11 protein-coding genes and 1 tRNA gene are annotated in these 14502 nt (G+C 72.9%); 7 read left to right on the top strand and 5 right to left on the bottom strand.

Annotated elements, in window-relative coordinates; genetic code table 11:
- The first annotated feature begins 10 nt into the window (after positions 1 to 10).
- From FDP22_RS17715 to FDP22_RS17725, 3 genes are all read left to right on the top strand, one after another.
- A tRNA-Met gene (locus FDP22_RS17715) sits at positions 11 to 87 on the top strand.
- Positions 88 to 1366: 1279 nt separating this feature from the next.
- The gene (locus FDP22_RS17720) at positions 1367 to 2218 is read left to right on the top strand and encodes a hypothetical protein (protein WP_138575903.1); all 852 of its coding nucleotides are present in this window, start codon (positions 1367 to 1369) and stop codon (positions 2216 to 2218) included.
- Between the two features lie 247 nt (positions 2219 to 2465).
- On the top strand, positions 2466 to 3944 hold the full coding sequence (locus tag FDP22_RS17725) for a neuraminidase-like domain-containing protein (protein WP_138575902.1): 1479 nt from the start codon (positions 2466 to 2468) through the stop codon (positions 3942 to 3944).
- Here FDP22_RS17725 and FDP22_RS17730 read toward each other — a convergent pair.
- The 5 genes from FDP22_RS17730 to FDP22_RS17745 all read right to left on the bottom strand — a co-directional run bounded on the left by FDP22_RS17730 (position 3898) and on the right by FDP22_RS17745 (position 9975).
- On the bottom strand, positions 3898 to 4944 hold the full coding sequence (locus FDP22_RS17730; RefSeq protein ID WP_138575901.1) for a hypothetical protein: 1047 nt from the start codon (positions 4942 to 4944) through the stop codon (positions 3898 to 3900). The two genes, FDP22_RS17725 and FDP22_RS17730, sit on opposite strands and share 47 nt — an antisense overlap.
- 535 nt (positions 4945 to 5479) lie before the next feature.
- Complete coding sequence (locus FDP22_RS17735; RefSeq protein WP_138575900.1) at positions 5480 to 6754, bottom strand: alpha/beta fold hydrolase; 1275 nt, start codon at positions 6752 to 6754, stop codon at positions 5480 to 5482.
- A gap of 144 nt (positions 6755 to 6898) precedes the next feature.
- Positions 6899 to 7045 (bottom strand): hypothetical protein, encoded by a 147-nt coding sequence (locus FDP22_RS24610; protein WP_170317753.1) that lies wholly within the window; start codon positions 7043 to 7045, stop codon positions 6899 to 6901.
- A gap of 252 nt (positions 7046 to 7297) precedes the next feature.
- Complete coding sequence (locus tag FDP22_RS17740) at positions 7298 to 8491, bottom strand: YbfB/YjiJ family MFS transporter (RefSeq protein ID WP_170317754.1); 1194 nt, start codon at positions 8489 to 8491, stop codon at positions 7298 to 7300.
- 530 nt (positions 8492 to 9021) lie between these two features.
- Positions 9022 to 9975 (bottom strand): phosphoribosylaminoimidazolesuccinocarboxamide synthase, encoded by a 954-nt coding sequence (locus FDP22_RS17745; protein WP_205910815.1) that lies wholly within the window; start codon positions 9973 to 9975, stop codon positions 9022 to 9024.
- Between the two features lie 260 nt (positions 9976 to 10235).
- On the opposite strand from FDP22_RS17745, the gene FDP22_RS17750 reads away from it, so the two are divergent.
- The 4 genes from FDP22_RS17750 to eutC all read left to right on the top strand — a co-directional run bounded on the left by FDP22_RS17750 (position 10236) and on the right by eutC (position 14501).
- A complete protein-coding gene (locus FDP22_RS17750) occupies positions 10236 to 10925 on the top strand; it encodes an OmpW/AlkL family protein (RefSeq protein WP_138575898.1) in 690 nt (229 codons plus the stop codon).
- 309 nt (positions 10926 to 11234) lie between these two features.
- Complete coding sequence (locus FDP22_RS17755) at positions 11235 to 11639, top strand: response regulator (protein WP_138575897.1); 405 nt, start codon at positions 11235 to 11237, stop codon at positions 11637 to 11639.
- A 685-nt stretch (positions 11640 to 12324) separates the two neighbouring features.
- Positions 12325 to 13725: an ethanolamine ammonia-lyase subunit EutB gene (locus tag FDP22_RS17760; protein WP_170317755.1), complete on the top strand. Its 1401-nt coding sequence runs from the start codon at positions 12325 to 12327 to the stop codon at positions 13723 to 13725.
- Entirely contained in the window at positions 13722 to 14501 is a 780-nt protein-coding gene (gene eutC, locus FDP22_RS17765) for an ethanolamine ammonia-lyase subunit EutC (RefSeq protein WP_138575895.1), read from the top strand. The genes FDP22_RS17760 and eutC overlap by 4 nt, the downstream gene beginning before the upstream one ends.
- Position 14502 lies beyond the last annotated feature (1 nt).

The following is a 14502-nucleotide window of genomic DNA, read 5'->3' on the forward strand; positions in this document are numbered from 1 at the left end:
CCGGCGTCGGGGCGGAGTAGCTCAGTTGGTTAGAGCAGCGGAATCATAATCCGCGTGTCGGGGGTTCAAGTCCCTCCTCCGCTACCATTATCCCGATTCAGAGAGTGCTGGCGCTGGTCCGGAACCAGCGGGCAGCGCCCCTTTCCTATCAAGATCAATTACGTCCCCCGAGGCCCGTTTCTGTCGGCCTGCGCGTGCGGCCGTGTCCGGGGCGGTCGGTCCGGGCTTTCGCCGACTCCGGGGGGCCATCGCCGCGTCTCCCCCACGGCGCTGCGCCGGAGCGAACCCTCCGCTCCTGCGTCCCCTGCGATGGCCTGATCTTTCGCAGCGGCTGGGGCATCGGATTTTCGTGCGAGGAACGGCGCGCAGCGCCGAGGCCGAAGCAACGGCTGTGCGACCCTCGAAAGCCTCGATACGGTCGGTCGGCTCAACCAGCCTCCGGAACGCCCAGGGCACGCCACAGACGCGACGCAATCGGTCCGAGAGCAGCGACAGGTGACACGCTGCCAGAATAACGCCAGGCATTTTCGACACCTGCCCCCCGGCGCTCCCCGGCACAGCCACCCCGTTTCCGCATGGCTTCAGACCGGAAACGACGCAGAACGGCCCCCCGTACTGAACAGTGACGGCTCGTTCGACCGCCCCTCCGCCCCTCCGCGTCTCGTGCCAGGGTCAGGGTCAGGGTCAGGGTCAGGGTCAGGGTCAGGGTCAGGGTCAGGAACAAGAGCCGCACTGCGCGGATGTCCGCAACCGCGGGCCCGCGCCGCGAAGGCCCGGCGCAAGGTCTCCTTCCCAAGCCCTGCGGCCAACCCGCTATACCGCCGGATCGCCGGGGCGATCTGTCCGGAGACGCTGCGCCGCGATCCCGCGCGCCTGAACGTCGAGGCTTGCGCGCAGGCCTGCACCTTCCCGCACGCGGACGGGCTGGGGGAGCATCTCGCTGAGCGGCGCGCGAACGGGGCGACGGCCGGGGCGAACCTCAGTGCGACGGACGCCCGGGCCCTGCTCAACCGCGCCCGCCGCGAGGTGCTGCGCGGCTATCGCCTCATGCGCCACGCGCTCGCCCCCAAAGAATCCGATGAACCGGGGCCTTCGCCACGGCCGCGACAGTCTGACGCCCGGGGTCGACACCGCGCTCGGCGCCCTCGCGGACCAGGCTTGCGCCAGGCCCGGCAGCCTGCAGCCCAAACACTCGCCCGCCGCCCCTCTCGCCCATTTCTGCCGCATCGCCGCCGGCCTTCAGCGCGGGATCGCGCGCCCGGGCTTATGCCCCTTGCCGACAGCCCCTCCGCTCTCGACACACGCTGGCCCGACCTCACCGGCCTCATGCCCGAGCGAAACCAGCCTCAAGCAGGAAACTCCGACCGTGCGGCTCGTCAACGAGGTGCGCGAGACGGGCCGTGGCCAGATCGACGTCGCGCGCGACGTCCAGCCGATCGCCCAGCCCTTCCACGAGGATACCGGGCGCGTGCACGACGCCCTGCCGCGCATCGGCGGCACGCGTCTCAACGACATCCGCGCTCGCATGCGGGGCGACATCTTCCCGCTGCGCAACGGGGGGCGCCTCGCCCGGGACCTGGCGGGGCTGACAGGCCTCCCCGGTGCGCTGGACACGGCGGCCGGCGCGGGCAGCGAGATCGCGCTGGTGACCGGAAGCTCGGCCTCCGCCGCCCCGGGCCACCCGCGCACGCTGGAGGGTCTGTGCGCCACCTCCGACCCGGTCGCGGCCGCGTCGCTCAGCCGGCTCTCCACCTTCCTCGATCTCGACTTCGATGGACTTGTCCAGGCGCTCGGGCCCTATGTCGTCGCGCAGGAAAGCGGCGCACCGGTCCGCCCGGAGGAGTTCGCGAGCGTCCTTCTGGCGAATGACGCCCCCTTGCGGATCGAGACCGTGCAGGGGCAGCAGGCGGTGCACTGCGAGGCGGCAGACCTCGCTGCGGCCGGCCTGCGCTCGCTGCACTCCACCGCGCGGCTGCATCACGCGCCGGGGCTTGGCTTCCACCACCTCGGCGTGCTCCTCGCCATGCCCGGTGCCACTGCCGCATCCGCAACGTCGGGCGATCTCGCCCGCGCCCATGTCACGGCGACGGGCCTGCGCCCGCTTGCCGGCCACCTGCTCTGCCCCGAGGCCCGCGCCGCGTTCTTCGGCGAGGTCAGCCCCTTCCGGTGCGCCGATTCCGCGGCCCAAGCCTCCGAAGCCTCCGCCACGGGCCTCTAGGAGGCCGAGATCTCCTTCCTTCGCGCCCTCTTCGGCCCGGCGGCGCGCGCTTCACGGCACGCTCCGCACAGACCCCGGCCACCGACCCCGGAGTTGCGCAAGGTCCTGTGCGGGGCCTTGGCCTCACCGCCATGAAGCTCGACGCGCTGGCGCAGGCCCTCGAGGACGGCTTTGCCCCGAGCACGGCCGTGGACACGCCCGGCCTCGGCAGTCTCCACCGCCTCGTCACGCTCCTGCACCTGCTCGAGTGGCCGACCCCGCCGGGCTCGAACTCATCGCGCTGGCCAGCACGCAGGCGGGAGCGCAGGATCGCCTCTGGGCCGGCCTGACCGCCCGCAACGAGACGGCGCAGGAGACCCGGCGGCTGTGCGGCGCGCTCGACATGGTGGTCGCCCGCGCCCGGTGGCTGCGCGAGGCGGACATCGCGCCCCGCGCCCTTGTCACCATGCTGACGCGCATCGAGGCCGGTGGGAGCCAGACCGGTGGCGTCGCCATCGACGATGCTGACAGCGCCTGGTTCGCCAGCCGGGCCGCCGCCCCGACGCGCGTCGATCCGCGCCTGTCTCGTCCCTTCACGCTCCGGGAGCGCGCGCAGGCCCCCGGCATGGTCGTCGAGTTCGCGGAGCAGGCGCGGTTCGACGCGCTCTGCCGCAGTTCGGGCGTGTTCCTCCATGATCGCGACAGGCCGGCCATTGACCGCGCCTGCCGCGCCGCGCTGACCGGAACGCTCGGGGCCTCGCTCGACCTGCAGAGCACCGCGGACCGCCTTGCGCAGCTTGCAACCGCGCTCGAAAAGCGGCGCGACGCCGCGGAACTGCGCGCCCTCAGGGCCCTGGGCGACACGCGCCGGGGCGGCGACTGGAGTGCGGTGGCCAACGCCGCGCGGGCCGGGCTCGCGCGCTGCGACTGGGGGCCCCGGGCCAGCCCCTTCCAGAATGCCCTGCACGAACGGCGGCGCGACGCGCTGGTCGCGGCCTGCATGCGCACGCGCATCGCCTCCGCCCCGGGGCTGTCCGGCACGATCAGGGACCGCGAGACGCTCTGCACCCATCTCCTGCGCGACGTGCAGGTGACCTGTGCGGTGCCCACCAGCCGCCCGGTCGAGGCCACCGCTTCGCTGCAGTTCTGCGTCGGCCGCGCGTTCGCCGGGCCCGAACCCAGGGTCGCGTTCTTCGCCCGTGAGGCCCCGGCCCGGCAAGGGCTGACCGACCGCGAGTACCGGATGTGGGAGGCAGGAGGCGTTCGAGTGGACCGGCCGCAAACCCGTGCTCCATGGCTCCTGCCATCCCGGTGTGCTGACGAACGCCTTCGGTTACGGCTAGGCCGCGGTCCGGCCGTCGGAGGGCGCGAAGAACCGCAACGCGAATTCGTCACCTTCGGCGTCGGGTTGTCGGACAGCGCCGACATGCGCCAGACGGCCTCCTTGCAGCTGCGCCTGACGGTCGAATGGGCAGACGGGATCCTGCTGCTCAACAACGTCCTCGCCCCCTCCCTCGATGAAGCGGCGCCTGCGGGGTTTCGCTGCCTCCAGCCGCGTCCGGTCTCCGAGGACAGCGCGGTCGCGGAACCGGCAAGTCTCTCGAACATCCGAAACGCCGCCCCGTCCAATTCCCCGCACGAGCATTACCTGCGCGGGAGCTGCGAAGTCATGGATGCGACCGGGACAGTCTCTCGATCTATCATGTGGACACCCGGTACGACGACAGCCCTGACAGCCCGCCGGTGATCCGCTCCGCCGTCTCCTTCCTGCCCACGGCGGACGGCGATCCCCGCATCGGATTCCCGAGGCTCTCCACCGGGTTTGGAGACTGCATCTGCCGGATGTACGCCTGGAGCGATCTGCAACACGGAAGCGACCCGCAGCTGCCCTCGAAGTTCAACACGATCACGGCTTCCGCGCCGGTGCGGCTGGACGCCTGCCTGTCGCTCACCTTCGGCATTCCCGGCAAGGACCAGCAGACACTCAGGACGCCCAGTTCGGCGGCCGCACGCCGCCTGCCCCGATCCATGTCGCCGATCCGGACCGGCGCGGGATGAGGAAGACCGTCCACACCCGGAACGAGGAACTGAGGTTCGACATCGCGCTGCCGGAGCATTGGAGCGCCGACCGCAACGAGGAGACCCACCTCCATCTCACGAGAGATGTCGAACGAACCCGGTTCCCGCTCCGGGTCGATGTCAGGAGCGGCGCCGGTCTCCACGCCATCGGCGGAGATCCCATTCCGCTCGATGGCTCCACCCTCACCGTCCGGCCCCGGCGCACGCAGCAGGTGTCCTTCGACATCGGCACCTTCGTCCTGAGGCCCGCCGCGGGCAAGACGGACACGGGCCGGGCCCTGAGCGGCGCGCATGGCAGGCGCAGCGTCCTCCATCTTGTGCCGCGCCCCGGCGCGACCGGCGCAGAGACAGTCCTGTTCCTCAACGCCTCCCCGGCGCCTGCCGACCTTGCACGGACCGTGCCCCGCCCGGGCGGAGCGGAAAGTCTCCTCTCCCTCGGCAACCAGGGCCTGGAGGAGGCGCCCGGCAGCTTCGTCGCAGACTTCGCCGGCACACTCCGGGAGATCTGCCCCGCCGACACCACGCAGATGGAGGCGCGCCGCACCCCCGCCGCCCGCTTCGATTTCGACGCGGCCTATGGCGGCTACGGCCGGGAGATCGTCTGCCACATCCCGTCCGCCATCGCGGCGGGCCATGCGCAGGCTGGGCAGCAAGAGGATGCGCTGCACTGGCCGGACAAGTTCTTCGATCCCCGCGCAGACCGACCCTGGAAGGTGCGGCCGCTGATCGAGGCCGGCCCCGCTCCGGCCGGCACCCATCTGGACACCGGCGACGTCTGCGTCGACCTGACCGGATCGCGATGGCTTGGCCCTTCCACTACCAGCAGACCCCCCTGCGGCACCGGCTCGAGGGTCTCCTCTCCGCCGGGGATGCGGCCTGCGAGGAGGAGACCCGGGAAAGCCTGCAAAGAGCCAAGGCGATCTGTGTCGGGGCCAGGGGGCTGTTCCGCGGGAATTCCGCCGCCTGCTCGCCCGGATCTACGGGGACGGGACCGGCCAGGACGACGGCGCGCAGGTTCTCTCCACCCGCTTCGGCGGCGATGGCGGGAGCCTCAACGCGCCCTGCTGGCCGGAGCTCGACATCGAGACGCTCGAGACCGCCTGCATCCGCGCGATCATGGCGCGGGAGGTCCAGGCCACGCACACGCCTCCGCACGCACGCGCCTGCCACGGCGGGGCGCGTGACAGGCGCGGCGGGGCCGTCTCAGTCCGCGTTGCGATGGACCATGTCCATCAGGCGGGAGAGCACGTCGGGGTTGCGGCGCAGGCCGTCGTGTTCATGCGCGCTGGTCACCCAGGGGCGCAGGTTGCCCACCCGCGCGGCCGTATCCAGCGAGAGGCGGGTGTCGACGTACATGTCGGAGAAATACACCGCCGCGGCCACGGGCACCTCGTTGGCGGCAAGGCGCGCGGGGTCGTAGAGCGGCGCCTCGAAGGGCCGCGCGTGCAGCGCCTCGGCGGCGGCGCGGAACGGGCGGAGGCTGGCGATTTCCTCGAACATCCACGGATACATCATCTCGCCGGTGAGCATCAGCGGCCGGGCGCCGGGGGCGAAGGCGGGAAGCTCCGCGCGCACCCGCTCCGCCGCCCAGCCGGTGACCGCGCCGTTCTGGGCGTAGATGCACTCCTGCAGCACGGCATAGAGCGGGTTGGCGTGGTAGCTGGTGCGCTGCATCACCTCGGCGAGGAAGACCGGCGTGAGGCCGTGCGGCCCCTGCGCCTCGTCCAGCAGCCAATGCAGCGCCTCGAACCCGGGCTGCCGGCCAAGCTCCATCCCCAGCGTCTGGAACCGGCGCACGGTGAGCCGGTCGCCATCCGGCAGGCGCTGGTCCTCGGCCTCCAGCATGTCGGCGATCGCGTCCAGCCGCGCGGCGTCCCCGGGATAGCGGGCGAGGAACCCGGCCTGGCGCGCGGCCACGCGGGGGTAGGTGTGGCGGTAGACATCCTCCGCCGTCGCCTCCAGCCCGGAGAGGCCGCCGGTCACGTAGCAGGCGGCGAGGCCCTCCGGCGCCGTGGACAGGTAGGTGAGGGTGAGGAAGCCGCCGTAGCTCTGGCCCAGCGTCTCCCACCTGCGGCCGCCGTACACGCCTTTGCGCAGCGCCTCGCAGTCGCGCACGATGCTGTCGGCGCGGAACAGGGCGAGGTGGTCGGCCGCCGCGCGCCCGTCGGCGAAGCGGTCCATGTCGCGCCCCTCCAGAGGGGAGGAGCGCCCGGTGCCGCGCTGATCGATCAGCACCACCCGGCGGCTCTGCAAGGCGCGGCCGAGCCAGGCGGGCCCGCCGCCCTCCGGGCGCGGCGCCTTGCCGCCGGGCCCGCCCTGCAGGTAGGCGAGCAGCGGCAGCTCCTCGTGCCGGCGGGCGGGGTCCACGCACTCGCGCGCGAAGAGGGTGATGGTCTCGCCCTCGGGTTTCGACCAGTCGAGCGGCACCGCGATCTCGTGTTCGCGCACATGGATGTCGGGGATGGTGTAGTCGCGCATGGGGTCTCCGCAGGGCTGGTCAGGGGGGGGGCGCGCGGACCATGCGCCGCCGGCCGGTCGGGTTCAACCCCCGGGTGCTGCCCTGCGGCACCGCCCCCGGGGCCCGGGGGCGCTGGGCCGAGCGTCCCCCCGCGCCCCTCCACCTCAGGCGCGCAGGGCGAAGCCGGCGGAGGCATAGGCCTCGCAGCGACCCGGCGCGGGCACCCCGTGCGGGGCCTGTCCGCCGGTCAGCACGGCCGAGATCGCGACCACGGCCAGCGCGGCGGCAAGGGATGAGGGCAAGCGGTCCATGCGGCAGGGTCCTTCTGTTCAGCGCGTTGGCGGTGGGAGCGACGCGGCCGCGCGTCGGCCCCCGGGCCGGTCGGCCGCTCCGCGCGGCCGCCCGGCTCTCCGACTCCTTCCGATATCCGGGCCCCGGCGCCTGTCCTCGCGGAGGCTGGGGAGCGCGGCGGGGCGGAGGCGTCAGGGCGCCGGGCGGCCGGGACCAGACAGGTAGCCGATCGGCGCGGCGCGGTCTGTGATCTGCGTCATGCAGGCGCGCGGTCAGAAGCGCCGGGTGGCGACGAGGCAGCCCAGCCCCGCCAGCAGCACCAGCATCGAGACGATCAGCGCCGGGGCGTAGCTTCCCGCGGCCTCGGTGAGCACGCCGGTCACCGCCGGGCCCAGCACCTGCCCCACGCCGTAGCACAGGGTGAGCCGGGCCATCACCCGGCCGGCATTGTCCGGCACCCGCAGCCCCACGAGGGTGAGCGAGATGCTCACGATGGCGATGAAGGTGGCGCCGAACAGCGCCGCGGCGGGCAGCGAGGCGCCGCTCTGCGCCGGCAGCAGCAACAGCCCCACGGCGAGGATCTGGGCCACGAAGGCACCCGCCAGCGTGGCGAAGGCCCCTACCCGCTGCGCCACCCAGGAGCCCAGCACCGCGCCCGCGCTGGCCGCGATGCCGATCATGATCCAGGCCGTCGCGCCCTGCCCCAGCCCGCCGCCCGAGCCTGCGACGATCGCCACCGCGAAGGTGGCGCAGACCGCGTAGCCCCAGGCCGCGGCGAGATAGCTCAGCCCGAAGGCCACGAACCAGGCCCGGCCCGGCGGCGGCGGCTCCTCGCCGCGGGAGGGCCGGGCGACGGCCGGGCCGCCGCGCGCCGGCCCTTCGGGCCGCGGCACCAGCACCCAGGCCGGCGGCAGCAACAGAAGGCCGATGCCCGCGAGCACCAGCCACTGCGAGTCCCAGTCCAGCCGCCCGGCCATGGCGAGCGCCGCGCTGCCGCTGAGCACCACGCCCAGCCCCAGCCCGGCGAAATGCCAGCCCAGGTCCGGCCGGCGGCCATTGCGCAGCAGCCAGCCGAGCAGGAATTCCGAGGCCAGCAGCATCGCCGCCGCCCCGCAGGCCCCGCCCAGGAAGCGCAGCACACCCCAGAGCAGCACGTCGGTGGTGAGCGCCATCGCCGCGGTGGAGAGCACCGCGATCACCAGCCCCGCGCGGTACATCGCGTAGCGCAGCCGCGGCCCGCGCAGCAGCGCCAGCGAGAGAACCCCGGTCATGTACCCGGCATAGATCATCGCGCCGAGGATACCGCCATCGCGGATCGACAGCCCCGCCTGCGCCTCCATCAGCGGCAGCAGCGGCGTGAAGGCGAAGCGCGCCATGCCCAGGCAGAGCATCTGCGCGCAGATCCCCCCGGCCATGACCGCAATGACCGGCGGCAGTCCCGCCCGCGGTGTCGCGGTTTCGTGCATCACGCTCTCCGGTCGTGTCGCAGGGGCGCTGGCCGCACACCGGTCCCTCCGGTCCGGCGGCCGCCGCGCTCCCGCGCTCAGTCTGTGTTCCTGCCCGCTCCCGCGCGCGCGGCGCCGACCGGGCCCGGGAGCCACACCCCCAGCCCGGCCCCGGCCGCGCCGCCAACATGCGCCGTCGCGACGCGGCTTGGCAATGGCGGGCAGCAGCCGGGCCGGCGCGGCGGCACGAATGCTCCGGCCCGGCCTCCCGACGGGCTCCGTCCCTCCCCGCCCTGCGCCCCGTGACGGAACGTGGGCGTCACTGCTCCCCAGGGGTGCGGAGGCGCTGCGGCGGAAGGCGGGAGAATCCGGGGCGGGTCGCACAGATGCACGCCGGACCGGTCTCGCCAGTGCGGCAGCGCCCGCCATGCAGCCTTGCCCGCGGGCAAGGCCGGCCGGGCGGGCGGGCATGGCAGGCCCGGGAGGCAGGCGGCGGCCCGGGGAGGCCGCACGTTGCGGGCGGAGCGGGCGCAGGGCCCGCTCCCCACGGGTCAGGAGAAGTAGGGCGCGAGGTTCGCGCGGATGCGCGCCAGCACGGTCTCGCCGGTGAGGTCCGGCACGAAGGGCATGCCGGTGATGGCCTCGAACGCGTCGATATAGACCTTCGAGGTGTGCTCGATCACGTCCACGGGGATCTCGGGAACCGTGTCGCGATAGGGATCGCAGCGCGCCGTCACCCAGGCGCGGACCACGTCCTTGTCGAAGCTTTCCGGACGGTTGCCGCTCTCGAAGGCCGCCTCATAGCTCGCGGCGATCCAGTAGCGGCTGCTGTCGGGGGTGTGGATCTCGTCAGCCAGCACGATGCGGCCCTCCGCGTCGGTACCGAACTCGTACTTGGTGTCGGCCAGGATCAGCCCGCGCTCCGCGGCCCGGGCCTGCCCGCGCGCGAAGAGCGCCAGCGCGTAGGCCGAGACCCGCTCCCACTGGTCGGCGGTGAGCAGCTTCTGCTCCAGGATCTCGGCGGCGGAGAGCGGCGCGTCATGCCCCCCGTCGAAGGCCTTGGAGGTGGGCGTGATGATCGGCTGCGGCAGGCGCTCGTTGTCGCGCATGCCCTCGGGCAGGCGGATGCCGTACATGCTGCGCTCCCCGGCGCGGTACTTCGTGAGCACCGAGGTGGAGGTGGTGCCGGCGAGATAGCCGCGCACCACGATTTCCACCGGCAGGATGTCGAGCCGCGTGCCGACGACCACGTTCGGGTCCGGGTAGTCCAGCACGTGGTTGGGGCAGATGTCAGCGGTCTGCTCGAACCAGTGCCGCGCGGTCTGCGTCAGCACCTGGCCCTTGCAGGGAATGGCGGCGAGCACCCGGTCGAAGGCGGAGATCCGGTCGGTGGCGATGATGATGCGGCGGCCGTCCGGCAGGTCGTAATTCTCCCGCACCTTGCCGTTGTAGCGGCCCGGAAGCTCGGGAATGAAGGCATCGGGGAGAGTGCGCAGCATGCTCATCGGGCCGGGGGTCCTTTCGCCGTTCTCGAAGTGCTCCTGCGCCGCTTAAAGCCCCCGGGGGCAGCCGGATCAAGCAAAAACCGGGGCGCGCCCTGCCCCGCGGCCCGGCCCCTGCCCCGTGCCCGGCGCGGCGCGCGCGGCCACCTCCCGGCGCGGCGCAGGCATGATCTGGATCAAGGCACCGGCCGGTCCCCGGGCCTACCCCGGGCCCAGGTGCGCAGACCTGCGCATCCGGAAACAGCAGAATCTGGAGAAGACGGATGGTCCGGAGACCTTTCGAAGCCGCGGTTCGCGGCGCGCTGGCGCTTGGCCTGGCAGCAGTCCTCACGCCCGGAGCCGCGCGGGCCGCGGACGCCTGGTACAGCCCGAAATCCGACGGGAAATGGGAGGTGCGCCTGCGCGGCATCGCCGTGATCCCGGACGATTCGCTCAGCGTGAGCGGCGTGCCCGGCGGCGCGGCGTCGATCTCCTCGAGCTTCGTCCCGGAGGTCGACTTCACCTACTTCTTCACCCCGAATCTCGCCGCCGAGCTCATCCTCGGCACCACCCCGCATGACGTGACCGGGCGCGGGGCGATCGCGGGGGCGGACATCGGCTCGGTCTGGCTGCTGCCGCCGACGCTCACCGCGCAGTACCATTTCACCCGCCTGGGCGAGTGGACCGGCACCCCCGCGCTCTCGAAGGTGCGGCCCTACATCGGCGCCGGCGTGAACTACACGATGTTCTACAACGAGGACGCCGGGCAGTTCCGCGACATCGAATACGATGACGCCTTCGGCTGGGCCTTCCAGGCCGGCGTGGACGTGGAGATCGCGGAGGGGCTCTTCCTGAACGCGGACGTGAAGTACATCCTGCTGGACACCGACTGGTCGATCAACCACGGGGAGCTGCGTGGCAAGGTGGACATCAATCCGCTGATCGTGGGCGTCGGTCTCGGCTACCGGTTCTGACGGCGCGGCGCGCAGCAGGCGCCCGGAGGCACGCCGGGCGCTTCGTGCCCGCCAGGACGGGACGGGCCGCGAACCATCTGGCCGGACGCGAGGGGCCGCGGGCCGCCGCGCCCGCCCGCAGCCGCCGCGCAGGCGACAGGCTTCCCCCCGAAACGGCGGCCGGCGCCGGGGCGCGGCCCTCCTTCCCCCGGGGGTGCCATCCCCTCCCGGGCGAGTTTCCCCGCCCGAACTCGTCCCGGGTAACATCTTCGCAAGTTTCCCGCTCCTACACTGCGTCCCGACACGTCGGGGAAGAGAGCGGAGTTGCCGATGCCCGAACACAGGGTTCTCTACGTTGATGACGACGCCTTCGATGCGGAGATCCTCGCCCGCCACCTGCGCCGGGAGGGGGAGTGGATCGACACCGCCTGCGGGGGCGTGGAAGCCGTGACGCTGCTCGACACCAGCCGGCACCGGCTGGTGATCATTGACTGGCACCTGCCGGACATCGAGGCCAGGGACCTCGCCTGCGCCCTGCGCGCGGCCGATGCCAGCCTGGCCCTGATCTTCCTCAGCGGCGTGCACCTGCCCCAGCAGGAGGACGTGGCCGTGGAACTCGGCGCCTGCGCCGTGCTCTCCAAGGACAGGGACATGGCCTATCTCAACCAGATCAGCCGCATCCTCGCCGGACTGGCCCAGAACCACCCCCCGGGCCCCTCACGCACCCGGCACTGACACGGGGGCCGGCCTCGCCCCCGTCATCGCGAAATGAGCCCCCGGGGCGGCACCGTTCACCGCCGGAAGTTGGGTCGCGTGGGTGGGCGGGCTGCGTGAGCAGGCGGGTTGCATGAGCGGTCGCATGGCGCGCAGATGCGGCCACCTCAGGCGGGCCGGCAGCGCTGGCAGCGGGACAGCGCAGGCAGTGGCACGGTAGGCAGGCAGGCCGTGCGCCTGGGCGGTCCGACACCGCGCACACCGGCGCCCCTCTGCTGAGCCCGGGACCCGCCCGCCCCTGCCCCCGCGCGCCTCCGGGGCCCCTGCAACAGTCTGCCGCTCTGCCCTCACAGCGCCCCCCCTCATAGCGCACCGCTCCCCTGTTCACACCGAAACGGCGTCCCGGCGAAGCGGCCTCCCGGCGGAACGGCGTCACACCGAAACGGCCTCCCGGCGGAATGGCGCGCCCCTGCCGGATCCCCGATGCCCCGCAAGGCCCTCAGCGGGCACTCACCAGGCCAGCCGGATGCGCCGCGCCCGGAGGGCCGGGCCGGCCACGGACCGTGCGCTGCACTGCCGCATCGCCGCTTGTGGCGGACGCGGCGGCGTCTTACCCTCCAGGGGACGTCAGGGTCCGGGGGCGCCCGGCCGGCCGCCCGCCGGGAGAGCGGCCCGCAGCCCCATGCCGAGAAGGAGATGCCCGCCCGTGCCAAGCTATCGCCACACCGTTGCCGGACAGAGCCATGTCTTCGACGATCTCGCCATGCTGATGGCGCGGGCCACGCCGCTGCGCTCGGGCGATGTGCTGGCCGGGCTGGCCGCCGGCACGGACGAGGAGCGCGCGGCAGCCCAGCTTGCCCTCGCCGACCTGACGCTTGCCACCTTCCTGTCCGAGGCCGTGGTGCCCTACGAGGATGACGAAGTCACCCGGCTGATCATCGACGGCCATGACGCGGCCGCCTTCGCGCCCGTGGCCCATCTCACCGTGGGCGGTTTCCGCGACTGGTTGCTGGCGGACAGCACCGACACCGCCACCCTCACCGCCCTCGCCCCCGGGCTCACGCCGGAGATGGTCGCGGCGGTCTCCAAGATCTGCCGGGTGCAGGACCTCGTGCTCATCGCGCGCAAATGCGAGGTGGTCACCCGCTTCCGCGACACGATCGGGCTCCGCGGCCGGCTCTCCACCCGCATCCAGCCCAACCACCCCACCGACAGCCCGGCCGGCGTGGCCGCGGCCATCCTGGACGGGCTGATGTATGCCTCCGGCGACGCCGTGATCGGCATCAACCCGGCCTCGGACAACACCGCCGCCGTCACCGCCCTGCTGCGCATGCTCGACGAGATCATCCGCCGCTACGAGATCCCCACCCAGTCCTGCGTGCTGTCGCATGTCACCACCACCATCGCGGCCATCGAGGCGGGCGCGCCGGTGGACCTGGTGTTCCAGTCCATCGCCGGAACCCAGGCGGCGAACAGTTCCTTCGGCTTCTCGCTGGCCACGCTGCAGGAGGGCCAGGAGGCCGCGCTCTCGCTGGGGCGCGGCACGCTGGGCGACAACGTGATGTATTTCGAGACCGGCCAGGGCTCCTGCCTCTCGGCGGATGCGCATCACGGCGTGGACCAGCAGACGCTGGAGGCCCGCGCCTATGCGGTGGCGCGCCGCTTCCGCCCGCTGCTGGTGAACACCGTGGTGGGGTTCATCGGGCCGGAATACCTCTATGACGGGCGGCAGATCATCCGCGCCGGGCTGGAGGACCATTTCTGCGGCAAGCTGCTCGGCGTGCCGATGGGCTGCGACGTGTGCTACACGAACCACGCCGAGGCGGACCAGAACGACATGGACGTGCTGCTCACCATGCTGGGCGCCGCCGGCATCACCTTCATCATGGGCATTCCCGGCTCGGACGACGTGATGCTGAACTACCAGACCACCTCCTTCCACGACGCGCTCTACGCCCGCCGCGTGCTGGGCCTGCGCCCGGCGCCGGAGTTCGAGGCCTGGCTGGAGACCTCCGGCATCATGGCGGCGGACGGGCGCTTCGCCCTCGGCGATGCCACGCAGGGCCGCATGGCCGGGGCGCTGCGCCTCGCCGGAGCGGGGGCATGAGCGGCGCGCAGGATCTCTGGGAAACGCTGCGCCGCCACACGCCGGCGCGCATCGGCCTGGGGCGCTCGGGCATCTCGCTGCCCACGGCGCGGGCGCTCGAATTCCAGCTCGCCCATGCCCGGGCGCGCACCGCGGTGCATTCGCCGCTCGACACCGGGGCGCTGGGGGCGGCGCTCACGCCGCTGCTCGGCGCGCCGCTCGTGGTGGCGAGCCGCGCGGGGGATCGCGCCACCTACCTGCAACGCCCGGATCTCGGCCGCCGGCTCTCCACCGCCGCGCATGACGCGCTGGACGGGGTGTCGGAGGCGGTGGATGTCGCCATCGTGGTGGCGGACGGGCTCTCCGCGCTGGCGGTGGAACAGAACGCCCCACCCTTCCTGGAGGCCTTCCTGCCGCGGCTGGCGGAGGGCGGGCTGCGCCTGGCCCGGCCGGTGATCGCCACCCAGGCGCGGGTGGCCATCGGCGACGAGATCGGCCGGCTGCTGCGCGCGCGCGTGGTGGTGATGCTGATCGGCGAGCGGCCCGGGCTCTCGGCCGCCGACAGCCTGGGGCTCTACCTCACCTTCGGCCCCCGCCCCGGCCGCACGGACGCGGACCGCAACTGCATCTCCAACATCCGCCCCGGCGGGCTGAGCCACGCGGAGGCCGCCTACCGGGCGCAGTACCTGCTCGGCCAGTCGCTGCTGCGCGGGCTCTCGGGCGTGCAGCTGAAGGATGACACCGTGGCCGAGGCCCTGCCCAGCGGCGACGGGCCGAACGTGCTCCTGGGATCGTGAC

This window comes from Paroceanicella profunda (assembly GCF_005887635.2).
Classification (GTDB): Bacteria; Pseudomonadota; Alphaproteobacteria; order Rhodobacterales; family Rhodobacteraceae; genus Paroceanicella; species Paroceanicella profunda.

Excerpts from the sequence above, each read along its gene's own strand:
- FDP22_RS17735 (WP_138575900.1), bottom strand. The coding sequence starts at position 6,754 with ATGCGCGACTACACCATCCCCGACATCCATGTGCGCGAACACGAGATC.
- FDP22_RS24610 (WP_170317753.1), bottom strand. The coding sequence starts at position 7,045 with ATGGACCGCTTGCCCTCATCCCTTGCCGCCGCGCTGGCCGTGGTCGCG.
- FDP22_RS17740 (WP_170317754.1), bottom strand. The coding sequence starts at position 8,491 with ATGCACGAAACCGCGACACCGCGGGCGGGACTGCCGCCGGTCATTGCG.
- FDP22_RS17745 (WP_205910815.1), bottom strand. The coding sequence starts at position 9,975 with ATGAGCATGCTGCGCACTCTCCCCGATGCCTTCATTCCCGAGCTTCCG.
- FDP22_RS17750 (WP_138575898.1), top strand. The coding sequence starts at position 10,236 with ATGGTCCGGAGACCTTTCGAAGCCGCGGTTCGCGGCGCGCTGGCGCTT.
- FDP22_RS17755 (WP_138575897.1), top strand. The coding sequence starts at position 11,235 with ATGCCCGAACACAGGGTTCTCTACGTTGATGACGACGCCTTCGATGCG.
- eutC (WP_138575895.1), top strand. The coding sequence starts at position 13,722 with ATGAGCGGCGCGCAGGATCTCTGGGAAACGCTGCGCCGCCACACGCCG.